The 24,564-nt window shown below is 72.6% G+C and carries 16 protein-coding genes, 1 tRNA gene and 1 pseudogene; 10 read left to right on the top strand and 8 right to left on the bottom strand.

The genetic code is table 11. From position 1 onward, the window contains the following. Window positions 1-12: 12 nt before the first annotated feature. The gene (locus tag ACFF45_RS01505; RefSeq protein ID WP_381340782.1) at window positions 13-1,827 is read right to left on the bottom strand and encodes a lytic transglycosylase domain-containing protein; all 1,815 of its coding nucleotides are present in this window, start codon (window positions 1,825-1,827) and stop codon (window positions 13-15) included. Window positions 1,828-2,112: 285 nt separating this feature from the next. Between ACFF45_RS01505 and ACFF45_RS01500 the strand changes: the two genes are divergently transcribed. Then, the gene (locus ACFF45_RS01500) at window positions 2,113-2,970 is read left to right on the top strand and encodes a DUF4184 family protein (protein ID WP_381340780.1); all 858 of its coding nucleotides are present in this window, start codon (window positions 2,113-2,115) and stop codon (window positions 2,968-2,970) included. Here the strand turns inward: ACFF45_RS01500 and ACFF45_RS01495 are convergent. Beyond that, on the bottom strand, window positions 2,915-3,298 hold the full coding sequence (locus ACFF45_RS01495; protein ID WP_381340777.1) for a hypothetical protein: 384 nt from the start codon (window positions 3,296-3,298) through the stop codon (window positions 2,915-2,917). The genes ACFF45_RS01500 and ACFF45_RS01495 overlap by 56 nt on opposite strands. 443 nt (window positions 3,299-3,741) lie before the next feature. Beyond that, on the bottom strand, window positions 3,742-6,468 hold the full coding sequence (polA, locus tag ACFF45_RS01490; RefSeq protein ID WP_381340774.1) for a DNA polymerase I: 2,727 nt from the start codon (window positions 6,466-6,468) through the stop codon (window positions 3,742-3,744). A 506-nt stretch (window positions 6,469-6,974) separates the two neighbouring features. On the opposite strand from polA, the gene ACFF45_RS01485 reads away from it, so the two are divergent. The 7 genes from ACFF45_RS01485 to ACFF45_RS01455 all read left to right on the top strand — a co-directional run bounded on the left by ACFF45_RS01485 (window position 6,975) and on the right by ACFF45_RS01455 (window position 16,250). Then, complete coding sequence (locus tag ACFF45_RS01485) at window positions 6,975-9,254, top strand: FdhF/YdeP family oxidoreductase (RefSeq protein ID WP_381340771.1); 2,280 nt, start codon at window positions 6,975-6,977, stop codon at window positions 9,252-9,254. Between the two features lie 54 nt (window positions 9,255-9,308). Further along, window positions 9,309-9,797, top strand: a complete 489-nt coding sequence (locus ACFF45_RS01480; RefSeq protein ID WP_381340768.1) for a PaaI family thioesterase — start codon at window positions 9,309-9,311, stop codon at window positions 9,795-9,797. A gap of 743 nt (window positions 9,798-10,540) precedes the next feature. Beyond that, entirely contained in the window at window positions 10,541-11,767 is a 1,227-nt protein-coding gene (locus ACFF45_RS01475) for a branched-chain amino acid ABC transporter substrate-binding protein (protein WP_381340765.1), read from the top strand. Window positions 11,768-11,876: 109 nt separating this feature from the next. Continuing rightward, window positions 11,877-12,809: a branched-chain amino acid ABC transporter permease gene (locus ACFF45_RS01470; RefSeq protein ID WP_381340763.1), complete on the top strand. Its 933-nt coding sequence runs from the start codon at window positions 11,877-11,879 to the stop codon at window positions 12,807-12,809. A 7-nt stretch (window positions 12,810-12,816) separates the two neighbouring features. Further along, on the top strand, window positions 12,817-14,643 hold the full coding sequence (locus ACFF45_RS01465) for a branched-chain amino acid ABC transporter permease (protein ID WP_381340762.1): 1,827 nt from the start codon (window positions 12,817-12,819) through the stop codon (window positions 14,641-14,643). A 3-nt stretch (window positions 14,644-14,646) separates the two neighbouring features. Beyond that, window positions 14,647-15,537 (top strand): ABC transporter ATP-binding protein, encoded by an 891-nt coding sequence (locus ACFF45_RS01460; protein ID WP_381340760.1) that lies wholly within the window; start codon window positions 14,647-14,649, stop codon window positions 15,535-15,537. Beyond that, window positions 15,534-16,250, top strand: coding sequence for an ABC transporter ATP-binding protein (locus ACFF45_RS01455; RefSeq protein WP_381340759.1), 717 nt, complete (start codon window positions 15,534-15,536; stop codon window positions 16,248-16,250). The genes ACFF45_RS01460 and ACFF45_RS01455 overlap by 4 nt, the downstream gene beginning before the upstream one ends. A 75-nt stretch (window positions 16,251-16,325) precedes the next feature. Here the strand turns inward: ACFF45_RS01455 and ACFF45_RS01450 are convergent, their stop codons facing one another. Next, window positions 16,326-16,994: an ANTAR domain-containing response regulator gene (locus ACFF45_RS01450; RefSeq protein ID WP_381340758.1), complete on the bottom strand. Its 669-nt coding sequence runs from the start codon at window positions 16,992-16,994 to the stop codon at window positions 16,326-16,328. Window positions 16,995-17,094: 100 nt separating this feature from the next. Here ACFF45_RS01450 and ACFF45_RS01445 point away from each other — a divergent pair. After that, window positions 17,095-17,180 (top strand) — tRNA-Leu (locus ACFF45_RS01445). A gap of 164 nt (window positions 17,181-17,344) precedes the next feature. On the opposite strand, the gene pyk is transcribed toward ACFF45_RS01445, so the two are convergent. Together pyk and ACFF45_RS01435 are read right to left on the bottom strand one after the other, a co-directional pair. After that, complete coding sequence (gene pyk / locus ACFF45_RS01440) at window positions 17,345-18,775, bottom strand: pyruvate kinase (protein ID WP_381340756.1); 1,431 nt, start codon at window positions 18,773-18,775, stop codon at window positions 17,345-17,347. A gap of 133 nt (window positions 18,776-18,908) precedes the next feature. Then, complete coding sequence (locus ACFF45_RS01435; protein WP_381340753.1) at window positions 18,909-19,652, bottom strand: SIMPL domain-containing protein; 744 nt, start codon at window positions 19,650-19,652, stop codon at window positions 18,909-18,911. 145 nt (window positions 19,653-19,797) lie between these two features. Between ACFF45_RS01435 and ACFF45_RS01430 the strand changes: the two are divergent. Further along, window positions 19,798-21,599 (top strand): annotated as a pseudogene (locus ACFF45_RS01430) (bifunctional metallophosphatase/5'-nucleotidase). Window positions 21,600-21,633: 34 nt separating this feature from the next. On the opposite strand, the gene ACFF45_RS01425 reads toward ACFF45_RS01430, so the two are convergent. After that, window positions 21,634-23,106, bottom strand: a complete 1,473-nt coding sequence (locus ACFF45_RS01425) for a lysine N(6)-hydroxylase/L-ornithine N(5)-oxygenase family protein (protein ID WP_381340751.1) — start codon at window positions 23,104-23,106, stop codon at window positions 21,634-21,636. Continuing rightward, window positions 23,103-24,461, bottom strand: coding sequence for a pyridoxal phosphate-dependent decarboxylase family protein (locus ACFF45_RS01420; RefSeq protein WP_381340748.1), 1,359 nt, complete (start codon window positions 24,459-24,461; stop codon window positions 23,103-23,105). Before ACFF45_RS01420 ends, ACFF45_RS01425 begins: the two co-directional genes overlap by 4 nt. Window positions 24,462-24,564 lie beyond the last annotated feature (103 nt).

Genomic DNA, 24,564 nt, shown 5'->3' with positions numbered 1-24,564 from the left:
GTCGTACGCGCTCTACGGGGTGGGCTCGGCCGACGCGGTCGCGCTCTCGGTGGGGGTGGCCGACGCGGTCGCGGTGGGGGTGGCCGACGCGGTCGCGCTCTCGGTGGGGGTGGCCGGCGTGGTGGTTTCGGCCGCCGTCACGGTCAGCGGGACGTCGAGCGTCGCGCCGCCCTCGGTGGTGAGCCGCAGCGTGTACGAGCCGGCGGTGGCGTCCGCGTACAGCTTCGGCAGCTTCAGCAGGCCGTTGGCGTCCGTCTCCAGGCCGGTCAGGGTGCGCACGGCGTTGCCGCTCGCGTCCTCGAAGTACGGGCCCGTGTCGTTCTCGGCCGGGTCGAGGACCGACCTGACCAGGGTGGCGGTGACCGCCACGCCGTCCGCGGCGGCGCCCCGGTAGGTCGCCTTCACCTCGACCTGGCCGGCGAACTCGCCGCCCGCCGTGCAGGTCAGCGGGGCGTCGCCGGTGCGGGCGAGGGCGTCGGCGGCGCGGGCGGTGACGGTCGCGGTGTAGTCCACGCCGGGGATCGTGCGGCCCACGACGGTGGCCCGCACGGTGAACGAGCCGGTCTTCTCGCCCGCCCGCAGGGCCGGCGCGACGGCCACGCCCGCGGTGCCGGTGACGACCGTGGCGACCTTCTCGCCGCCGGTGAAGGTGGCGTCCGTGTCCCCCACGACGGTGAAGCGGACGCGGACCTTGGCGACGCCCTTGCCGGCCTCGGTCTCGGCGCGGGTGCTGACCCGCTCGGCGAACGCGTCGCCCGCCGTCGCGGTGAGCTGCGCGGTGCCTCCGTCCTCCAGGTGGTCGACCGTGTCGGTGGCGGTCGGCGGAGTGGTGGGCGGGGTGGCCGGCGGCGTGGGCTTCGGAGTGGGCTTCGGGGAGGTGGTGCCGCCGCCCGAGGGCGGGGCCGGCTTCGGGCTCGGCGAGCCGGTCTGCGGCCGCTGCGACGGCGTCTGCGGCGAGGGGCCGGTCCCGGCCCGGTCGTCGCTGCGGTTGCCGGGCAGCGCGCCGGTGCCGTCGGGGATCTCGTGGGTGCCCTTGCGGTAGTACTCCAGCCAGGACAGGACGGTGTTCAGGTACTCCGTCGACTGGTTGTAGCTCAGGATCGCCGAGTGCAGGTCGTCCTCGACGGACAGGTCCCAGCCGAAGCGGCACAGGTAGTGGCCGGCCGCGAGGGCGGCGTCGTAGATGTTGTTGGGGTTCGCGACGCCGTCGCCGTTGCCGTCGCGGCCCGCCCAGGCCCAGGTGGACGGGATGAACTGCATCGGGCCCACGGCCCGGTCGTACGTGCTGTCCCCGTCGAACGCGCCGTCGTCGGTGTCGCTGATGTGCGCGAAGCCGTCGCCGTTCAGCGCGGGGCCGAGGATCGGGGTGATCGTGTCGCCGTTCGCGTTGACGTTGCCGCCGCTCGCCTGGCCGGACTCGACCTTGCCGATGGCGGCGAGCAGTTCCCAGGGCAGGTTGCAGCCGGGCGTGCTCCGGCGCAGCTCGGCGGCGGCCTGCCGGTAGGCGTCGAGGACGGTCGCGGGTATGCCCGCGGCGGCGTCGCCCGCGGCCTCCGGGCCGGTGGTGGGGCCGGTGGTGGGGCCGACGGTGGGCGCCGGGCTGGGGCTCTCCAGCGGCGGCAGGTCGGTGTAGTAGGGCGAGTTGCCGGTCGCGCTGTCCTCGGCGGGGGCGTCGGACGAGGGCTGGGTACCGGTGGCGGTCCGTCTGCCGGCGTCGTCGGGCTCGGCCCCCGGGGCCTGCGAGGCGACCAGTGCCGCCGCCACGGCCGCGGCCACGGCGGTGTTCGTCGCGCCCTTGCGCAGCCTCCTGCCGAAATGCGCCGCCATGAAGAGAACCCCTCCCCTGGGCGTCCGATTCGCCCGCATATGCCCTGTTTGCACTGTGGTGTTGACGCTGCTGTGGTGCATACTGCCCTGCCGGCGGCCGCGCGCACTCCCCGGTCCGTCAACTCAGGCGACCCTACGACAACTTCGTCGGGCCGGGCACCCGCTCCCGCGCGGTTTTCACCGCCCCGCCACACGGTGTTGGGGCGTCGGCCGCGGCCCAGGTCCGCCCGGCCGCGCGGGCCGCCGCTCATACTGGGCTGTCAGCGTCCGTCCCGGGGAGCACCGTTGCCGTTCACCCTCAGCCACGCGGCAGCCGTGCTGCCCGTCGTCCGCCCCGACGGGACCGGCCGCGGCCCGCTGGTCCCGGCCGTACTCGTCGCGGGATCGTTCGCGCCGGACGTGACCTACTACCTGGCGAGCGTGCTGTCCGGCGCGATGGGGTTCGGTGACGTGACGCACTCCTTCGCCGGTGTGTTCACGGTCGACGTGCTCATCGCCTGGGCGCTGGTGGGGGTGTGGCTGCTGGTGCGCGAACCCCTGGTGGCGCTGCTGCCGCACGGGTGGCAGCCCCGGGCGGCCGCACTGCTGCGCTGCGGGGCGGCCCGCGCGCGGGTACGTCCTTCCCTGGTGGCGCGGTGGTACGCGTCCGCCGCGCTCGGCGCCCTCACCCATGTCGTCTGGGACGCGTTCACGCACCTCGACCGGTGGGGGATGCGGCTGTTCCCGGTGCTGGGCCGGGAGGTCGCGGGCGCGCCGCTGTACTGGTACCTGCAGTACGGCGGCTCGGCGGTGGCGGCGGTGGTGATCGCCCTGTTCGTGGCGGTGGCGCTGCGACGGGTGCGGGCGGCCGGCCCAGTGGGCGTTCCCGCGCTGTCGGTACGGGACCGGGCGCTGGCCGGCGCCGTGATCGGCGGGTGCGCGGCGGTCGCGGCGGTGCACCGGTCGGCCCGGTGGTGGGCGTACTGGAAGGTCACGGCCAAGCCCTGGGAGCTGATCCCGACGCTGTGCTTCGGGGCCGGGGCGGGGCTGGTCCTGGGGGTGCTGGCGTACGCCGTCGCCGTGCGCGTGCGCCGGCCCGCCCCGGTGCCTAGGGGTGCGGCAGCGGCCGGCAGGGAGCGGGACCGGAGCCGTCCGGGGGCTTGATCGCTCCGGCGACGGTGGGGAGCGGCGCGGCGAACACGGTGAGGGTGCGCGCCGGGCGGGGCAGCCGGGTGAGGCCGCGGGCCAGACAGTCGCGGGCCAGCTTTGCCCATACCCGCCACGCGGCGCGGTCGCGGCGGCGCAGCGCGGCCTGGGCGGCGGTCCTGCGGCTCTCCCAGCGGGCGGCGACACGGCGGCGGAGGTCCACCGCGGCGTGGCACGGGGCCGACGCCGGGCCGGTGGGGACGCGGGCGGTGCTCGCACCGGCCGCATGGGCCGGGGGCGGAGCCTGAGCCGGTGCCGTTCGGCGGCTGAGCATGCGTATACCCATGGCGGCATCTTGACGGGCGCGGGGGGCGGGAGGCCTTTTCGCGGGGGCCACGCGGGTGACGGGTCCCAGGGGGTGTCTCGCCGATCAGGCCGGGGTCTTCGCGGGGAGGTGCGACGCGGCTCCGCGGGGCTGCCGGGGAGCCGCGCGACGATGCCACGGGGCCACAGGGACGAGCGACGGTATCGCAGGGCCGCCGGGGAGTCAGGCGACCGTTCCGCGAAGACGCCAGGGAGACAAGCGACCCTTCCGCGAAGACGCCAGGGAGACAGGCGACCCTTCCGCGAAGACGCCAGGGAGACAGGCGACCCTTCCGCAGAGACGTCCCAAGGGGAAGCGCCGTTCCCCCCGGCGTCCCTGCCGGGGGGAACGGCGGCAGCTTCCGGCACCCCTGCCGGGGGCTCCCTGTGCGGGCGGGGGGCGGCCGCCCTCCGCCGGCCGGCCGGCTAGTGCGCGGCCGACTCCCAGTCGGGGCCGACGCCCACCGAGACGTCCAAGGGCGCCCGGAGGTCGACCGCGTGGGCCATCTCCCGGCGGACCAGCTCCTCCGTCGCCTCACGCTCGCCCGGGGCGACCTCCAGGACGATCTCGTCGTGGACCTGGAGGAGCAGCCGGGAGGCGAGGCCGGCCTCGCGCAGCGCGCGGTCCACCTTCAGCATGGCGATCTTGACGATGTCGGCGGCCGTGCCCTGGATGGGCGCGTTGAGGGCCATCCGCTCGGCCGCCTCGCGGCGCTGGCGGTTGTCGCTGTTGAGGTCGGGGAGGTAGCGGCGCCGCCCGAAGAGCGTCGCCGTGTAGCCCGTCGCCCGCGCCTCGTCGACGGCCCGGCGCAGGTAGTCCCGGACGCCGCCGAACCGCTCGAAGTACGCGTCCATCAGGGCGCGGGCCTCGCCCGCGTCGATGTTCAGCTGCTGGGACAGGCCGAACGCGGACAGCCCGTACGCCAGGCCGTACGACATCGCCTTGATCTTGCGGCGCATCTCCGCGTCCACCGCCGAGCGGTCCACCGCGAAGACCTGCGAGGCCGCCGTGGTGTGCAGGTCCTCACCGGAGGTGAACGCCTCGATCAGGCCGGCGTCCTCGGACAGGTGGGCCATCACGCGCAGCTCGATCTGGCTGTAGTCGGCCGTCAGCAGCGACTCGTAGCCCTCGCCGACGACGAAGCCGCGGCGGATGGCCCGGCCCTCGTCCGTGCGGACCGGGATGTTCTGCAGGTTCGGGTCCGTGGAGGACAGGCGGCCGGTCGCGGCGACCGTCTGGTTGAACGTGGTGTGGATCCGGCCGTCCGTCGCGATGGTCTTGATCAGGCCCTCGACCGTGACGCGCAGCTTCGCCTGCTCGCGGTGGCGGAGCATGATCACCGGCAGTTCGTTGTCCGTCTGGGTGGCCAGCCAGGCCAGGGCGTCGGCGTCCGTGGTGTAGCCGGTCTTCGTCTTCTTCGTCTTCGGCAGGGCCAGCTCGCCGAAGAGGACCTCCTGGAGCTGCTTGGGCGAGCCCAGGTTGAACTCGTGCCCGGCCGCCGCGTGCGCCTCCTTCACGGCCTGCTGCACGGCACCGGCGAACATCTGCTCCATGGCGTCCAGGTGGGCGCGGTCGGCCGCGATGCCGTGGCGCTCCATCCGGGCCAGCAGGGCGGACGTCGGCAGCTCCACGTCGCGCAGCAGGTCCGCGGCGCCGACCTCCGCCAGCCGGCCCTCGAAGGCCTCACCCAGGTCGAGAACGGCCCGGGCCTGGATCATCAGCGCCTCGGCCTCGGCACCGTCGTCCGCGCCGAAGGCGAGCTGGCCGTCGGCCGCGGCGGCGGGGGCCAGCTCGCGGTGCAGGTACTCCAGGGACAGCGCGTCCAGGTCGAAGGAGCGGCGGCCCGGCTTGACCAGGTAGGCGGCGAGGGCGGTGTCCATGGTGACGCCCTCGACGGTCCAGCCGTGCTCGGCGAAGACCCGCATCGCGCCCTTGGCGTTGTGGAACACCTTGGGCCGGCCGGCGTCGGCCAGCCAGGCCGTGAACGCCTTCTCGTCGGCCTCGTCCAGCTCGGCCGGGTCGAACCAGGCGGCCGCGCCCCCGGGCGCGGCGAGCGCGACCTCGGCGACCGAGCCCGTGCCCAGCGCCCAGGTGTCGACGGTGGCGACACCGAGCGGGCCCGTGCCGTGCCCGGCGAGCCACGGCGCCAGCTCGCCCGTGCCCAGGACCGTGCCGTCCAGCTCCACGCCTTCCGTCACGACCGGGGTCGTCTCCGCCTCCTCGGCGCCCGGGTCGACGCCGAACAGCCGCTCGCGCAGGGAGGGGTTCCTGATCTCCAGGGTGTCCAGCACCATCGAGACGGCCTTGCGGTCGTACGGCACGCGCGCGAGGTCGGCGACGCCCCGGGGCAGCTCGACGTGCCGCTCCAGCTCGGTGAGCCGGCGGTTCAGCTTCACCGCCTCCAGGTGGTCGCGCAGGTTCTGCCCGGCCTTGCCCTTGACCTCGTCGACGCGCTCGACCAGCTCCGCGAACGAACCGAACTGGTTGATCCACTTGGCGGCCGTCTTCTCGCCGACGCCGGGGATGCCGGGCAGGTTGTCCGACGGGTCGCCGCGCAGCGCCGCGAAGTCGGGGTACTGCGCGGGCGTCAGCCCGTACTTCTCGAAGACCTTCTCCGGGGTGAACCGGGTCAGCTCCGAGACGCCCTTCGTGGGGTAGAGCACCGTGGTGTGCTCGGAGACGAGCTGGAAGGAGTCGCGGTCGCCGGTGACGATCAGCACCTCGAATCCCTCGGCCTCGGCCTGCGTGCCGAGCGTGGCGATGACGTCGTCCGCCTCGTACCCGTCGACCGCGAAGCGCGGGGCGTGCATCGCGTCGAGCAGCTCGCCGATCAGCTCGACCTGGCCCTTGAACTCGTCCGGGGTCTTGGAGCGGTTCGCCTTGTACTCCGTGAACTCCTCGGAGCGCCAGGTCTTGCGGGAGACGTCGAAGGCCACCGCGAAGTGCGTGGGCGCCTCGTCGCGCAGCGTGTTGGCCAGCATCGACGCGAAGCCGTAGATCGCGTTCGTCGGCTGGCCGGTCGCGGTGGTGAAGTTCTCCGCGGGCAGCGCGAAGAACGCGCGGTAGGCCAGCGAGTGCCCGTCCATGAGCATCAGGCGCGGACGGGTGCCGCCGGGGGTGTTCTCGGTCTTCTTCGATGCTGTCTCTGCCACGCCCCCGATCCTGCCACGCCCCACCGACAGTCGGCCCCGCCCGCCCCACGCGCCCCCGCCGCCGGCCCCCGCCCGCCCCTCACATGACCTCGCACCTCACATGGCCCGCCCGCCCACACGGCCCCGCAGTTCACACGGCCCCGTCCGCCTCACATGACCCCGCCCCCGGCCGGCTCGGCCCACGAGGTCCTGCCCCGGCCCCGGCTCGCGTCGCGCGCCCCGCCTCCGGCCCCGGCTCGCCCGAGGCGGCCCCGCTTCCAGCCCCGGCTCGGCCCGCGCGGCCCCGCCGCCGGCCAGCCCCGGCCCGCCCCCTCGCGACCCCGCTGCCGGCTGACCGCGGGACGAGGGTGCCCCCGGACGGTGAGGGCGTGACGCCGGTCCGTGTCGGCGGCACCCCGCCCCGCAACCATTGCGCGCGCCCCCCGCACGCCCGCCCCGCCCCGTTGTCGCCGCTCCGTGCGAGGATCGGAGACAGAGCCCACACGTGTAGGCGAAGGAGAGCCGCGATGGCAACGAAGCCGCCCAAGGCCGACCCGGTTCAGGACGCGCCGCATGTCGCCGAGCCGCAGCACGCGGCGGCCGGGCTGCCGGCCATCGGGCACACCCTGCGCGTCGCCCAGCAGCAGATGGGCGTCAAGCGGACCGCGCTGACGCTCCTCAGCGTCAATCAGAAGGAGGGTTTCGACTGCCCCGGCTGCGCCTGGCCGGAGCCGGACCACCGGCACAGGGCGGAGTTCTGCGAGAACGGCGCCAAGGCGGTCGCCGAGGAGGCCACCCTGCGCCGGGTCACCCCGGAGTTCTTCGCCGCGCACCCGGTGTCGGACCTGGCCCACCGCAGCGGCTACTGGCTGGGCCAGCAGGGCCGGCTCACGCACCCCATGTACCTCCCCGAGGGCGGGGACCACTACGAACCGGTCGCCTGGGAGCGCGCCTTCGACATCGTCGCCGAGGAGATCGCCGCCCTCGGCTCGCCCGACGAGGCCGTCTTCTACACCTCGGGACGCACCAGCAACGAGGCCGCGTTCCTCTACCAGCTCTTCGCGCGCGAGCTCGGCACGAACAACCTGCCCGACTGCTCCAACATGTGCCACGAGTCGTCCGGCTCGGCGCTGTCGGAGACCATCGGCGTCGGCAAGGGCAGTGTCCTGCTGGAGGACCTCTACCAGGCCGACCTGATCATCGTGGCCGGCCAGAACCCCGGCACCAACCACCCGCGGATGCTCTCCGCCCTGGAGAAGGCCAAGGCGAACGGCGCGCGGATCATCAGCGTCAATCCGCTGCCCGAGGCCGGCCTGGAGCGGTTCAAGAACCCGCAGACGGCCAGGGGCCTGGCCACCGGGTCCGCGCTCACCGACCTGTTCCTGCAGATCCGCATCGGCGGCGACCAGGCCCTGTTCCGCCTGCTCAACAAGCTGATCGTGGAGACCGAGGGGGCCGTCGACGAGCGGTTCGTGCGCGACCACACGCACGGCTACGAGGAGTTCGCCGCGGTCGCCCGCGCCGCCGACTGGGACGAGACGCTCACCGCGACCGGTCTCACGGCGCAGCGGATCCACGAGGCCCTGGACATGATCCTGGCCTCCGAGCGCACCATCGTGTGCTGGGCCATGGGCCTCACCCAGCACAAGCACTCCGTGCCCACCATCCGCGAGCTGGTCAACTTCCTCCTGCTGCGCGGCAACATCGGCCGGCCGGGCGCGGGCGTGTGCCCGGTGCGCGGCCACTCGAACGTGCAGGGCGACCGCACCATGGGCATCTACGAACGCCCGGCGCCCGCCTTCCTGGACGCCCTGGAGCGCGAGTTCGGCTTCGCGCCCCCGCGCGAGCACGGCTACGACGTCGTGGGCGCGATCCGCGCCCTGCGCGACGGCGAGGCGAAGGTCTTCTTCGCCATGGGCGGCAACTTCGTCTCGGCCTCCCCCGACACCGAGGTCACCGAGGCGGCGATGCGCCGCGCCCGCCTCACCGTGCACGTGTCGACGAAGCTCAACCGCAGCCACGTCGTCACCGGCGCGCGGGCGCTGATCCTGCCCACCCTGGGCCGCACGGAGCGCGACCTCCAGGGCGGCGGCGAGCAGTTCGTGACCGTCGAGGACTCCATGGGCATGGTGCACGCCTCCCGCGGCCGCCTGGAGCCCGCCGGCGGCCACCTGCTGTCGGAGCCGGCGATCGTGTGCCGTCTGGCACGCCGCGTGCTGGGCGACGCCAGCCGCACGCCCTGGGAGGAGTTCGAGAAGGACTACGCCACGATCCGCGACCGCATCGGGCGCGTGATCCCCGGCTTCGAGGACTTCAACGCCCGCGTGGCCCGCCCCGGCGGCTTCGCCCTCCCGCACGGCCCGCGCGACGAGCGCCGCTTCGCCACGGCCACCGGCAAGGCCAACTTCACCACCGCGCCCGTCGAGTACCCGAGGCCGCCCGAGGGCCGGCTGCTGCTGCAGACGCTGCGCTCGCACGACCAGTACAACACCACGATCTACGGTCTCGACGACCGCTACCGGGGCATCCGCAACGGCCGCCGGGTCGTGCTGGTCAACCCCGAGGACGCCCGGGAGCTGAAGGTCGCCGACGGGTCGTACGTCGACCTGGTCGGCGAGTGGACGGACGGCGTGGAGCGGCGGGCGCCCGGCTTCCGGGTCGTGCACTACCCGACCGCCCGGGGCTGCGCCGCCGCCTACTACCCCGAGACCAACGTCCTCGTCCCGCTGGACGCCACCGCCGACGTCAGCAACACTCCGGCCAGCAAGTCCGTCATCGTCCGTCTGGAACAATCGGCGACCGACTGAGCGTTTGCTCAGCGATGCGTCCGACGACGAAGACGACGAAACGGAGCCGGTCCCATGGGCGAGCAGCACCAGGTGAAGTTCCCGCAAGAGGTCATCGACGAGTACGCGGCGCTCGGCGTCGACCTGCCCGCCCTGTTCTCCGCCGGGCACCTGGGCACGCGTATGGGCGTGCAGATCACGGAGGCCTCGGCGGACCGCGTCGTGGGCACCATGCCGGTGGAGGGCAACACCCAGCCGTACGGCCTGCTGCACGGCGGCGCGTCCGCCGTGCTCGCCGAGACCCTCGGCTCGGTCGGCTCCATGCTGCACGGCGGCAGCTCCAGGATCGCCGTGGGTGTGGACCTGAACTGCACCCACCACCGCGGTGTCCGCTCCGGCCTGGTGACCGGCGTGGCCACGCCGGTGCACCGGGGCCGCTCCACGGCGACGTACGAGATCGTGATCAGCGACGAGGACGACCGGCGCGTGTGCACCGCCCGTCTGACCTGCCTGCTGCGGGACGCGCAGCCCGTCAACGGGGACGGGATACGGGCGGCGGGCTGACCTCCCCCGGCCCGGCCGGCCCGGGCCGCGCCCCCCACCGACCCAACCCCCCGGACGAGCCCTCCACTTGAGGTCGCCGCCGGCCGGCGCCCCGCCGATCGGGCGCGCCGGCCCCCTCACGCCGCCGCCGGGCGAGGCGGCGTGACGCCCGGACCGCGACGGCCGGGCCCCGCACCGGCGCGCGGCCGCCCGCGGCACTTTCCCCGGCGGCGATTCCCGCCCGGTATGCCCCCCATTCCGCACCGGACGGAATCCCCCACAAGATCGGGATCACCCTGAAGGCCGCCGATTACGCGAAAGCACCGCGGAACGTCTGACTCCTTTTCCCGCGCGTAACTCTGCGTAATACAGGTGCAATAAACTACCCACTTTCCTCCGGGGTGAGCGAGTTGCCCAGGGGTTTCGACCGCCCTTCCAGTAGCCTGCGGCAACGAGTTCCTGCCATCAGCAAAATCCGCGACACTCCTGATTAGGGGCGGAGAGTCCTGCGCGTCTCATCATGCGGACTGGGCGAATCAACCGGAATTCCGCGCTTCCACCCGCTCAGTACCGCTCTGCATTACGCCGTGTCATAACAAGAGCGTCACAGCCTTGGTCAGACTCTCCTCCGCGTTCCCCGCACGCGCTTAGAGTCACCGCCAGTCACCGCGCCGTCGGATTCGACGTCAATGGCCGTCTGTTCGGCCCCGCGCTCGACTCGGCGTCTTCCACCGGGGAGAGCCGTGCCAGGGAAAGGACTGATCGTGCGTCAACGTTCGCTCATCGCCATGACCGCCGCGCTGGCGGCGGGAGCGCTCACTCTCACCGCCTGCGGCTCGCGCGACGGGGACGGCGGCTCGGACTCCAGCGGCGGCACCACCGTCGTCATCGGCGTCGACGCCCCGCTGACCGGCGACCTGTCCGCACTGGGCCTGGGCATCAAGAACTCGGTGGACCTGGCCGTGAAGACGGCCAACAAGGAGAAGTACGTCGAGGGCGTCACCTTCAGGATGGAGGCGCTCGACGACCAGGCGCAGCCCTCGTCCGGCCAGCAGAACGCCACCAAGCTCGTCGCGAACAAGGACGTGCTCGGCGTGGTCGGCCCGCTGAACTCGTCCGTCGCCGAGTCCATGCAGAAGGTCCTCTCCGACGCCAAGCTGGTCGAGGTCTCGCCGGCCAACACCAACCCCGCCCTGACGCAGGGCCCGGACTGGCAGACCGAGAAGGTCCGCCCGTACACGTCGTACTTCCGCACCGCGACCACGGACGCCATCCAGGGCCCGTTCGGCGCGCAGTACGTCTTCAACAAGGCCAAGAAGAAGAAGGTCTTCGTCATCGACGACAAGAAGACCTACGGCGCCGGCCTGGCCGCCACCTTCTCCGAGGAGTTCGAGAAGCTCGGCGGCCAGGTCGTCGGCACCGAGCACATCGACCCCGACACCAAGGACTTCTCCGCGGTCGCCACCAAGGTCAAGAGTTCCGGCGCCGACGTCGTCTACTACGGCGGCGAGTACCCGCAGGCCGGCCCGCTGAGCAAGCAGATCAAGGCCGCCGGCGCCAAGATCCCCCTGGTCGGCGGCGACGCCCTCTACGACGCCACCTTCATCCAGCTGGCCGGCACCGAGAGCAAGGGCGACCTGGCCACCTCCGTCGGCGCGCCGATCGAGGAGCTGCCCTCCGCCAAGGAGTTCCTCGCCAACTACAAGGCCGAGGGGTACAAGGAGGGCTACGCGGCGTACGGCGGCTACTCCTACGACTCGGCCTGGGCGATCATCGAGGCCGTCAAGCAGGTCATCGAGGGCAACAACGGCGAACTGCCCGACGACGCCCGCGCCAAGGTCACCGAGGCCATGCAGGGCGTGTCGTTCGACGGCGTGACCGGCAAGGTCTCCTTCGACGAGTTCGGCGACACCACCAACAAGCAGCTCACCGTCTACTCGGTCGAGGGCAGCGACTGGAAGCCCGTCGACTCCGGCACCTACGAGGGCTGACCCACTTCCCGCACCGACACGCCGCGCGGGGCGCTGCACCACTGGCGCCCCGCGCGGACCCACATCCGGCCCTGTCGTCGAATCATCCGAACGTCTCGGAGGACATGCGGTGAACGAACTGCCGCAGCAGCTGGTCAACGGCCTGCTACTAGGATCCATGTACGGGCTGGTCGCCATCGGCTACACGATGGTCTATGGCATCGTCCAGCTCATCAACTTCGCCCACGGCGAGATCTTCATGGTGGGCGGCTTCGGTGCCCTCACCGTCTACCTCTACGTGCTGCCCGACGGCACGAACATCTGGGTGGCGCTGCCGCTGATGCTCCTCGGAGGCGTCATCGTCGCCGTCCTCGTCGCCGTGGGAGCGGAACGATTCGCCTACCGCCCCCTGCGCACGGCCCCCCGCCTGGCACCCCTCATCACCGCCATCGGCCTCTCCCTCGCGCTCCAGCAGGCGGTGTGGGCCTGGTACCCCGAGGCCCGCTCCGCCATCACGTTCCCGCAGATCGGCGGCGGCCCCTTCGAGATCGGCGGCGTCACCATACAGACCGGTGATGTCTTCCTGCTGGTCGCGGCCCCCATCAGCATGGCGATCCTCGCCTACTTCGTGATGAAGACCCGCACCGGCCGCGGTATGCAGGCCACCGCCCAGGACCCGGACACCGCCAAGCTGATGGGCATCAACACCGACCGCATCATCGTGGTCGCCTTCGCCCTCGGCGCCGCCTTCGCCGCCGTCGGAGCCGTCGCGTACGGACTGAAGTACGGCGAGGTCCAGTTCCGCATGGGCTTCATCCTCGGCCTCAAGGCCTTCACCGCCGCCGTCCTCGGCGGTATCGGCAACATCTACGGCGCCATGCTCGGCGGCGTGGTCCTCGGCGTCGCCGAAGCCCTCTCGACCGCCTACATCGCCGAGATCCCCGGCATGGACCAGTTCGGCAGCCAGTCCTGGGCCAACGTCTGGGCGTTCGTACTCCTCATCCTCGTGCTGCTGCTCAGGCCGCAGGGTCTGCTCGGCGAGCGCGTCGCGGACAGGGCGTGATCCACCGATGACCACACAGACCACCGCACCAGAGACCGCCCGCGAGGCCGACGCCGGCCGGCACGCCGGCCTCATCGGGATCCCCCCGCGGATCGGCCGCGCCCTCGCCACCGCCGGCGGCGCCCTGACGATCGTCTCGACCTTCCTCGCCTGGACCTGGACCGCCGAGTTCCCCGGCGACCTCACGGTCTACGGCTACCCGGGCGGACTGCAGGTCCTCGTCCTCGTCGGCGGCGCCCTCACCACGCTGTTCGGCCTCGCCTCCTACGGCGTCAAGGGCCTGCGCCGGCTCGCCCCCGCCGGTGCCGACAGCGCCCTGAAGCTGTCCGCGCTCGGCGCCTTCGCCACCGCCTGGTACACGATCGTCGCGATCAGCGTCCAGCTCGGCGGCCTGGTCAACCTGGAGCCGGGCGGCTGGGCGGCGGCGGTCGCCACCCTGGCCGCCGTGCTCGGCGCGTTCGCCCTGCCGTTCGACCGGCCCGTCGCCGAGCCCGCCGACCCCGAGGACTCCGCCAGGGACCGGTACCTGCAGCGGCGGCGGCACGCCCTCGCCGTCGTCAAGGCCTCCCTGGCCTCCGGCACCGCCGCGCCCGCGCGCACGCTGCCGGCGTACGCCGAGATCCTCGTCATCGTCGCCGCGCTCGCGCTCGGCCTGACCGTCTTCACCTACGGCATCGGCACCGAGTACGACGAGCTCTTCGTCGGCTTCCTCATCACCGCCGGCTTCGGTTTCGCCGCGGCCGCCAAGGCCGGTCTGGTCGGCCGCGTCTCGGCGCTCACCGCCAGGCACCGCAACGTGACGATGATCGGCGCGTTCGTCGCGGCCGCCGCCTTCCCCTTCACCCAGTCCGACGACCAGTACGCGACGATCGGCGTCTACATCCTGATCTTCGCCACCGTCGCCCTCGGCCTGAACATCGTCGTCGGCCTGGCCGGCCTGCTCGACCTCGGATACGTCGCCTTCCTCGGCGTCGGCGCCTACACCGCGGCGATGGTCTCCGGCTCGCCCTCCTCGCCGTTCGACATCCAGCTGCCCTTCTGGGCCTCGGCGCTGCTCGGCGCCGCCGTCGCCATGGTGTTCGGCGTCATCATCGGCGCCCCCACCCTGCGGCTGCGCGGTGACTACCTCGCCATCGTGACGCTGGGCTTCGGTGAGATCTTCCGGATCACCGTCCTCAACCTGGACGGCACCTCCGGCCCGGACGTCACCAACGGCTCCAACGGCATCTCCTCGATCCCCAACCTCGACATCCTGGGCTTCGACTTCGGCGTGGAGCACTCCATCGCCGGCTTCACCATCGCGCGGTTCGCCAACTACTTCCTGCTGATGCTCCTCATCACGCTGGTGGTCGTGGTCGTCTTCCGGCGCAGCAGCGACTCCCGGATCGGCCGGGCGTGGATCGCCATCCGCGAGGACGAGACCGCCGCCCTCGCCATGGGCATCAACGGCTTCCGGGTCAAGCTCATCGCCTTCGCCCTCGGCGCCGCGCTCGCCGGCCTCGCCGGTACGGTCCAGGCGCACGTCACCTACACCGTGACGCCCGAGCAGTACCAGTTCGCCCATGTGGTGCCCCCCAACTCGGCGTTCCTGCTGGCCGCGGTGGTCCTCGGCGGTATGGGCACCATCAGCGGCCCGCTCGTCGGCGCCGCGCTGCTCTACCTCATCCCCGCCAAGCTCCAGTTCCTCGGCGACTACCAGCTCTTCGCCTTCGGTCTCGCACTGGTCCTGCTGATGCGCTTCCGCCCGGAGGGCCTCATCCCCAACCGGCGCCGCCGGCTCGAGTTCCACGAAGAGACGGAAGCACCCACAGTCCTCAGCAAGGCAGGGGCCTGACCCATGACAACCGACACCATCACCACCGGTGAGGCCGTCCTCGACGCCCGCGGCGTCACCATGCGCTTCGGCGGCCTGACCGCCGTCCGCGGCGTCGACCTCCAGGTCAACAGCGGCGAGATCGTCGGCCTCATCGGCCCCAACGGCGCCGGCAAGACCACCTTCTTCAACTGCCTGACCGGCCTGTACGTCCCCACCGAGGGCGAGGTCCGCTACAAGGGCACGGTCCTGCCGCCGAAGTCCTTCAAGGTGACGGCGGCGGGCATCGCCCGCACCTTCCAGAACATCCGTCTGTTCGCCAACATGACGGTCCTGGAGAACGTGCTCGTCGGCCGCCACACCCGCACCAAGGAAGGGCTGTGGTCCGCCCTGCTGCGCGGCCCCGGCTTCCACAAGGCGGAGGCCGCCTCCCGCGAACGGGCCATGGAACTGCTGGAGTTCGTCGGCCTCGCGGCCAAGGCGGAGCACCTCGCGCGCAACCTGCCCTACGGCGAGCAGCGCAAGCTGGAGATCGCGCGGGCGCTGGCGAGCGAGCCGGGCCTGCTGCTGCTGGACGAGCCCACGGCCGGCATGAACCCGCAGGAGACGCGCGCCACCGAGGAACTGGTCTTCGCCATCCGCGACAAGGGCATCGCCGTGCTCGTCATCGAGCACGACATGCGGTTCATCTTCAACCTCTGCGACCGCGTCGCCGTCCTGGTCCAGGGCGAGAAGCTGGTCGAGGGCGACAGCGCCACCGTGCAGGGCGACGAGCGGGTCGTCGCCGCCTACCTCGGCGAGCCGTTCGAAGGCGCCCCCGGCACCGCCGAGGCCGCGGAGGTCGAGGCCGCGGAGCGCGGGGCCGCGGGGGCACAGGCCGACACCACGGCGTCCGGCAAGGAGAACGACCGATGACCGCACTGCTCGAAGTCGAGGACCTCCGGGTCGCGTACGGCAAGATCGAGGCCGTCAAGGGCATCTCGTTCACGGTCGACGCCGGCGAGGTCGTCACCCTCATCGGCACCAACGGCGCCGGCAAGACCACGACCCTGCGCACCCTGTCGGGCCTGCTGAAGCCGGCCGGCGGCCAGATCCGCTTCGACGGCAAGTCGCTGAGGAAGATCCCCGCCCACCAGATCGTCTCCCTCGGACTGGCGCACTCCCCCGAGGGCCGGCACATCTTCCCGCGCATGACGATCGAGGACAACCTGCGCCTCGGCGCGTTCCTGCGCAGCGACAAGCCGGGCATCGAGAGGGACATCCAGCGTGCCTACGACCTCTTCCCGATCCTCGGGGAGCGGCGCAAGCAGGCCGCGGGCACCCTCTCGGGCGGTGAGCAGCAGATGCTGGCGATGGGCCGCGCCCTGATGTCCCAGCCCAAGCTGCTCATGCTGGACGAGCCGTCGATGGGCCTCTCGCCGATCATGATGCAGAAGATCATGGCGACGATCGCCGAGCTGAAGGCCCAGGGCACGACCATCCTGCTGGTCGAGCAGAACGCCCAGGCCGCGCTGTCCCTGGCCGACCACGGACACGTCATGGAGGTCGGCGCCATCGTCCTGTCCGGCACCGGCCGGGACCTGCTGCACGACGAGTCGGTCCGCAAGGCCTACCTGGGCGAGGACTAGGCCGTCCGGCACCCCCGACGAGGCCCGCGTCCCCTCTGCACCAGGGGGACGCGGGCCTCGTGCCGCGGGGGGAGGTCAGCCCTTGTCGGAGGACTTGGCCGCCTTCTTCTCGGCGGCGTCCTGGATGACCGCCTCGGCGACCTGCTGCATGGACATCCGCCGGTCCATGGACGTCTTCTGGATCCACCGGAACGCGGCGGGCTCGGTCAGCCCGTACTCGGTCTGCAGGATCGACTTCGCCCGGTCGACGAGCTTGCGCGTCTCCAGGCGCTGGCTGAGGTCGGCGACCTCCCTCTCCAGCTCCTTCAGCTGCGTGTACCGCGAGACGGCCATCTCGATGGCCGGGACGACGTCGCTCTTGCTGAACGGCTTCACGAGGTACGCCATCGCTCCCGCGTCCCGGGCGCGCTCGACGAGGTCGCGCTGCGAGAAGGCGGTGAGCATGAGGACGGGCGCGATGGACTCCTCGGTGATCCTCTCGGCCGCGGAGATGCCGTCGAGCCTGGGCATCTTCACATCGAGGATCACCAGATCGGGCCGGTGCTCCCGGGCCAGCTCCACGGCCTGCTCACCGTCCCCGGCCTCACCGACGACCGTGTAGCCCTCTTCCTCCAGCATCTCTTTGAGGTCGAGCCGGATCAGGGCCTCGTCCTCGGCGATGACGACACGGGTCGTCAGCGGAGGCACGTGCGACGTGTCGTCGTCGGGCGCGTCAACGGGCTGGGGCGACTCGGGGGCGGTCACGGGGGCTCCTTGGTGCGGGCCGGCGGGTGCTGCTGCGTATGCAGCCTACCCAGAGGCAGCGGGCTGTGGTGACCCGGTATGCTTCCGTGCAGCCGGTCCTGCCGGGTTGGTGGAATGGCATACACGGATGTCTCAAACACATCTGCCCGTGAGGGCTTGCGGGTTCGAATCCCGCACCCGGCACCACGGACGACAGAAGGCGGAGGCCCACCCTCGGGTGGGCCTCCGCCTTCTGTCACGTGCCGACGCCCCCGGTCACGCCGGGCGACCGGCGCCGGGACAGTGCCACGGCAGGCGACGTTCGCCCGTCGCGACGCCCGCCACGGGCAAAAACGTCGCCTGCCGCGGCACTAGCACGAGGTCTCGCCGATGCGATGCACCCGCACCATGTTCGTCGTGCCCGGCAGGCCGGGAGGCGAGCCGGCCGTGATGATCACCGTGTCGCCGGGCGCGCAGCGGCCGTACTCGGTCAGCAGCTCGTCGACCTGGGCCACCATCGCGTCGGTCGACTCCACGTGCGGGCCCAGGAACGTCTCGACCCCCCACGTCAGGCTCAGCTGCGAGCGCGTCGCGGGCTCCGGGGTGAAGGCGAGCAGCGGGATCGGGGAGCGGTAGCGGGACAGGCGGCGGGCCGTGTCGCCGGACTGGGTGAACGCCACCAGGAACTTCGCGCCGAGGAAGTCACCCGTCTCCGCCGCCGCCCGGGCGACCGCGCCGCCCTGCGTGCGGGGCTTGTCGAGCGCGGCCAGCGGGGACAGTCCCTGGGCGAGCAGGTCCTCCTCGGCCGCCTCGACGATCTTCGCCATCGTCCGGACCGTCTCGATCGCGTACTTGCCGACGCTGGTCTCGCCGGAGAGCATCACCGCGTCCGTGCCGTCGATCACGGCGTTGGCGACGTCGCTGGCCTCGGCGCGGGTCGGCCGGGAGTTCTCGATCATCGAGTCCAGCATCTGCGTCGCCACGATCACCGGCTTGGCGTTCCGCCTGGCCAGCTTGACGGCGTGCTTCTGGACGATGGGCACCTGTTCGAGCGGCATCTCCACGCCCAGGTCGCCGCGGGCCACCATGATGCCGTCGAACGCCGCCACGATGTCCTCGATCGCGTCGACCGCCTGCGGCTTCTCCACCTTGGCGATCACCGGGAGGCGGCGCCCCTCCTCGTCCATGATGCGGTGGACGTCCTCGATGTCCCGGCCGCTGCGGACGAAGGACAGGGCGATGACGTCGAACCCGGTGCGCAGGGCCCAGCGCAGGTCGGCCTCGTCCTTCTCGGAGAGCGCGGGTACGGAGACCGCGACGCCGGGGAGGTTCAGCCCCTTGCTGTCGGAGACCATGCCGCCCTCGACGACCCTGGTGTGCACGCGGGGCCCGTCGACCTCGGTGACCTCCAGGCACACCTTGCCGTCGTCCACGAGGATGCGCTCGCCGGGGGCGACGTCGCCGGCGAGGCCCCGGTACGTGGTGCCGCACGCGTGCCGGTCGCCCTGGGCGCCCTCCTCCACGGTGATGGTGAAGGTGTCGCCGCGTTCAAGGAGTACAGGGCCTTCGGCGAAACGGCCGAGCCGGATCTTCGGGCCCTGAAGGTCGGCGAGCAGGCCGACGCTGCGGCCCGTCTCGTCGGAGGCCTTGCGAACGCGCTGGTAGCGCTCCTCGTGCTCGGCGTGTCCGCCGTGGCTGAGATTGAACCGGGCGACGTCCATTCCGGCGTCGACCAGTGCCTTGATCTGGTCGTACGAGTCGGTGGCGGGACCCAGGGTACAAACGATCTTTGCTCGGCGCATGAGGCGAGCCTAGGCCTTACCGGCCGGTAGACCATTGGCCCGGCATGACTACTCAACAACCTTTGCGTGAAGGGGTGTTGACAACCGTTGAAGTGTGCGGCAAGTCGCTCCGATGAGCGCCGCCGGGCCGTGCTCACAGCCGCGGCGGCACCATCGTGAAGCGCGCGTCGACCTGGGCCCGGACGTGCTGACGCCGGGGTTCGAGGTCGAGCGGGGCGGCGACCGCGTCCTCGGCGGCGCCCGCGTGGGCCGCGGACCGCATGCGCGCACCGGCGGCCTGCGGGTACGGCGGCGGGCTCTCGGCGCCGAGGTCGGCGAGTTCGACCAGGGCCGCCAGGGTCGTGCCCAGCGCCTCGGCGTATTCCCGGGCACGCTGCACCGCCTCGCGGACGGCCTGCTGACGGGCCTCGCGGTGGGCGGGGGAGTCCGGGCGCAGCCCCCACCGGGGGCCGTCGACGCGGGTGAGGTCGAGGTCGGCGAGGCGGGAGGTGAGCTCGCCGAGGGCGGTGAAGTCGGTCAGCTCGGCGGTGATGTGGACGACGCCGTGGTAGGTGCGCACCCGTTCGCCGCGGCCGTGCTCGGTGAGTTCCGGGGTGACGGAGAAGGCGCCGGTCTCGACGTGCGCGACGGCGTCGCCGTAGGACTTCACCAGGCCGAGGGCGGTGGCGTTGCGGCGGGTGAGGTCGCCCAGGGCGGAACGCCGGTCGCGGCCCCGGGCGGTGACGGTGACGCCGATCCGGGCGATCTCGGGGTCGACCTCCAGGCACGCCTCGCCGCGGACGGCGACACGGGGGGCGTCGGGGGTGCCGTAGGGGACGGCGGGCGGCCGGGTCTCCTCGGCGGGCGAGGCGCCGGCGGGCGGGGTGGGTGCGGTCATACGTCCCACTCTGTCACCGCCCGGCGGCGGGGGAACCTGGCCGGTCATCAGATCGCAACGTCCTGGACCTGTTGGTGGCAGTCATGTCCGGGTCAGAATCTACGCGCGTTGTCAGTTGTCCGAGGTTGACCTGGGAGTGCTCCACATGCCGTTGAACCGCCGGAAGTTCCTGAAGAAGTCCGCCGTCACCGGGGCGGGGGCGGCGATCGCCGGAGCGGCGGCGGCACCGGCGGAGGCGCACCAGGAGCAGGCCCGCACCCGGCACCCAAGCGGTACTCCCTCACCGTCATGGGCACCACCGACCTGCACGGGCACGTCTTCAACTGGGACTACTTCAAGGACGCGGAGTACTCCGACGCCAAGGGCAACGTCCAGGGCCTGGCCCGGATCTCGACGCTGGTCGAGCGGGTGCGCCAGGAGAAGGGCCGCCGCAACACGCTCCTGCTGGACGCCGGCGACACGATCCAGGGCACTCCGCTGACGTACTACTACGCCAAGGTCGACCCGATCACCGCCGAGGGCGGCCCGGTGCACCCGATGGCGCAGGCGATGAACGCCATCGGGTACGACGCGGTGGCACTCGGCAACCACGAGTTCAACTACGGCATCGAGACGCTGCGCAGGTTCGAGGAGCAGTGCCGCTTCCCACTGCTGGGCGCCAACGCCGTCGACGCCAGGACGCTCCGGCCCGCCTTCCCGCCGTACCTCATGAAGACGTTCCGGGTGCCGGGTGCCGCGCCGGTGAAGGTCGCCGTGCTCGGGCTGACCAACCCCGGCATCGCGATCTGGGACAAGGCGTACGTGCAGGGCAAGCTGGTCTTCCCGGGGCTGGTGGAGCAGGCGGCGAAGTGGGTGCCCAAGCTCAGGTCGATGGGCGCGGACGTGGTCGTGGTCTCCGCGCACAGCGGCTCCTCGGGCACGTCCTCGTACGGCGACCAGCTGCCGCACGTCGAGAACGCCGCCGCCGACGTGGCCCGGCAGGTGCCCGGCATCGACGCGATCCTGGTCGGCCACGCGCACGTGGAGATCGAGGAGCTGCTGGTCACGAACGAGCAGACCGGCCGGCCGGTGGTCCTGTCCGAACCGCTGTGCTACGCCGAACGGCTGACCCTGTTCGACTTCGAGCTGGTCTTCGAGCGGGGCCGGTGGCAGGTCGAGTCGGTCAGGGCGTCGCTGCGCAACTCCAACACGGTCGAGGACGACCCGAAGATCACCCGGCTGCTGTCGGACGAGCACGCGAAGGTCGTGGAGTACGTCAACCAGGTCGTCGGCACCGCGACCGAGACCCTGACGACGGCCGAGGCCCGCTGCACCGACGCCCCGATCATCGACCTGATCACCAAGGTGCAGGAGGACGTGGTCAAGGCCGCCCTGGCGGGCACCGAGCACGCGTCGCTGCCGGTGCTGGCGCAGGCGTCGCCGTTCTCGCGGACCTCCGAGATCCCGGCCGGCGAGGTGACGATCCGGGACCTGTCGAGCCTGTACGTGTACGACAACACGCTGGTCGCCAAGGTCATGACGGGCGCGCAGCTGCGGGCGTACCTGGAGTACTCGGCGGAGTACTTCGTGCAGACGGCGGCCGGCGCGCCCGTCGACGTGACCAAGCTGACCAACGCGGGCGGCCGCCCCGACTACAACTACGACTACGTGTCGGGGCTGACGTACGAGATCGACATCGCCCGGCCGGCCGGGTCGCGGATCAGGAACCTGGCCTTCGGCGGTGCCGCGCTGGACGACGACCGGCAGTTCGTGCTGGCGGTGAACAACTACCGGGCCAACGGCGGCGGCGCCTTCCCGCATGTGGCGTCGGCGCCGGAGCTGTGGTCGGAGTCGACGGAGATCCGGACCCGGATCGCGGAGTGGGTGACCGCCAGGGGCGTCCTGGACCCGAAGGACTTCGCGTCCGCGGACTGGCGGCTCACGCGGGACGGCACGCCGGTGTTCTAGGCGGGACCCCCTGGGGGCCGCGGGCCTCGCGGTGTCAGGTCCCGTCCCGCAGCGGGGTGAGCGTCCCCGGGTTCCGGGCGGGCGGGACCTGGGAGCGCTGCTCCAGGCCGAAGGTGGTGAACGCGGTGCGCTGCGGCAGCGGGTACGGCTCCTTGCCGGTCAGTGTGTTGAGGATGGTGGCGCTGCGCCACGCGGCGAGGCCGAGGTCCGGGGTGCCGACGCCGTGGGTGTGCGGCGAGGCGTTCTGGACGAAGACCGATCCGGTGACCGAGGGGTCCAGGGCCAGGCGGAACTCCTCGTCGACGCGCGGGCGTTCCTGGCTGTCGCGGCGCAGGTAGGGGTCGAGCCCGGCGAGCAGCCGGGTGTGCGGGCGTTCGCGGTAGCCGGTGGCGAGGACGACGGCGTCGGTGGTGAGCCGGGAGCGGGTGCCCTGCTGGAGGTGCTCCAGGTGGAGCTCGATCCGGGTGGTGGCGATCCGCCCGGCGGTGCGGACCCGGACGCCGGGGGTGAGCACGGCGTCGGGCCAGCCGCCGCCCAGGTTGCGCCGGTAGAGCTCGTCGTGGATGGCGGCGATGGTGCCCGCGTCGATGCCCCGGTGCAGCTGCCACTGCGCGGTGACGAGCTGCTCGCGGACCGGCTCGGCCAGGGCGTGGAAGTAGCGCGTGTAGTCGGGGGTGAAGTGCTCCAGGCCGAGCTTGGAGTACTCCATGGGCGCGAAGGCCTCGCTGCGGCCGATCCAGTGCAGCTTCTCGCGGCCGGCCGGCCGGTGCCGGAGCAGGTCGAGGAAGACCTCGGCGCCGGACTGCCCCGAGCCGACGACGGTGATGTGCTCGGCGGCGAGCAGGGTGGCGCGATGGCCGAGGTAGTCGGCGGCGTGCACCACGGGGACGCCGGGCGCGTCGACGAGGGGCCGCAGCGGGTCGGGGACGTGGGGCTCGGTGCCGATGCCGAGGACGATGCTCTTCGTGTACGTCCGGCTGGAGGACTCGGCCGCGCCGTCGGCGTCGAGCCGGGTGACGTCGACCTCGAAGACGTCCCGCTCGGGGTTCCAGCGGACGGCGTCGACCTGGTGGTGGAAGCGCAGCCCCGGCAGGTTCTCGGCGACCCAGCGGCAGTAGGCGTCGTACTCGGCGCGCCGGATGTGGAAACGCTCGGCGAAGTAGAAGGGGAAGAGCCGCTCGCGGGTCCTGAGGTAGCTGAGGAAGGACCAGCGGCTGGCGGGGTCGGCGAGGGTCACCAGGTCGGCGAGGAACGGCACCTGCACGGTGGCGCCGTCGATGAGCAGGCCGGGGTGCCAGTCGAAGGCGGGGCGCTGCTCGTAGAAGACGGCGTCGAGCTCGGCGAGGGGGTGGGCGAGTGCGGCGAGGGAGAGGTTCAGCGGGCCGATGCCGATGCCGACCAGGTCGCGCGGGGCCCGGGGTTCGTGCGGGGCCGGCTCGGCGGCGGTGCGGGGGCTCGCGCCGGCCGGGGACGGCGGTGTGGTCGGCGGATACGTCGGGCGGGTCATCGGGGGGTGTGTCCTTCCACCAGGTTCAGGAGGGCGGCCAGGTCGTGCGGCCGGGCGTGGGGGTTGAGGAGGGTGGCCTTGAGCCAGAGCCGGCCGTCCGGCCGGGCGCGGCCGAGGACCGCGCGGCCCGTGCCGAGCAGGGCGCGGCGTACGGCGGCCACGGCGTCGTCCGGGGCGCCGGCGGGCCGGAACAGGACCGTGCTGATGGTGGGCCGGGCGTACAGCTCGAAGCCCGGGTGCGCGGCGATCAGCCCGGCCAGCTCCTCGGCGCGCTCGCACACCTGGTCGACCAGCGACCCGAGCCCCCGGCGGCCGAGGCTCCTGAGCGTGACGGCGATCTTCAGGATGTCCGGACGCCGGGTGGTGTGCAGGGAGCGGCCCAGCAGGTCGGGGAGGCCGGCCTCGGTGTCGTCGCCCGCGTTGAGGTAGTCGGCGCGCTGGTCGAGCGCGGCGAGATCGCGGGCGTTCCGGACGGTGAGCAGACCGGCGGGGATCGGCTGCCAGCCGAGTTTGTGCAGGTCCAGGGAGACGGTGTCGGCGGCGTCCAGCCCGGTGAGCCGGTGGCGGTGCCGCTCGCTGAACAGCAGCCCGCCGCCGTAGGCGGCGTCCAGGTGCAGCCGGGCCCCGTGTGCGCGGCACCGGGCGGCGATCTCGGGCAGCGGGTCGATCAGCCCGGCGTCGGTGGTGCCCGCGGTGGCGGCGACGAGCACGGGCCCGGACAGGCCGGTGAGGGCCTCGTCCAGGGCGGCCGGGTCGAGGGTGCCGGCCGGGGCGGGCACGGTGACGGGCGCGGGCAGGCCGAGCAGCCAGGCGGCGCGGCCGAGGGAGTGGTGGGCGTTGGCCGCGGTGACCAGCCGGACGCCGCCGCCCTGTGCCTCGCGGGCGAGCAGCAGGGCGAGTTGGTTGGACTCGGTGGCGCCGGTGGTGACGAGGCAGTCGGCCGCCCCGGCCTCCTCGGCGAGCGCCCGGGTGACCAGGGCTTCCAGGGCGGAGGCGGCCGGAGCCTGGTCCCAGGAGTCCAGGGAGGGGTTGAGGACGCCCGCGGCGAGGTCGGCGGCGGTGGCCAGGGCGAGCGGCGGGCCGTGCAGGTGGCCCGCGCACAGCGGGTCGGCCGGGTCGGCGGCGCCCTCGGCGAGCGCGTGCACCAGGGCGCGCAGCGCGTCCGGGTCGCCCTCCTGCGGCAGGACCTCCCCGAGCGCGTCCCGGATCCGCGCGGTGACCGCCGCCGGGCCGCCCGCCGGGAGCGGGCCGCCGCGGGCCCGGCCGCCGGCGTCCAGCGCGTCGAGCACGGTGTCCAGCAACGGCCGCAGGGCGCCACGGCCTTCGGGACCTGAGGCGAGGGGCGGCGTGGGCATGGACCCAGCTTGTACGCGGAGGGGGCGATGCGCCCGGGACGTACCGGCAGAACGACCCGAAAGAGGGTACGCACCGGCCGCATGCCCGCACGTCGGAACCGGT

Origin of the sequence: Streptomyces cinereospinus (genome assembly GCF_042430725.1) — a bacterium.
Classification (GTDB): Bacteria; Actinomycetota; Actinomycetes; order Streptomycetales; family Streptomycetaceae; genus Streptomyces; species Streptomyces cinereospinus.
The sequence above is the reverse complement of the archived record's forward strand: the minus strand, read 5'-3'. Positions and strand labels throughout refer to the sequence as shown.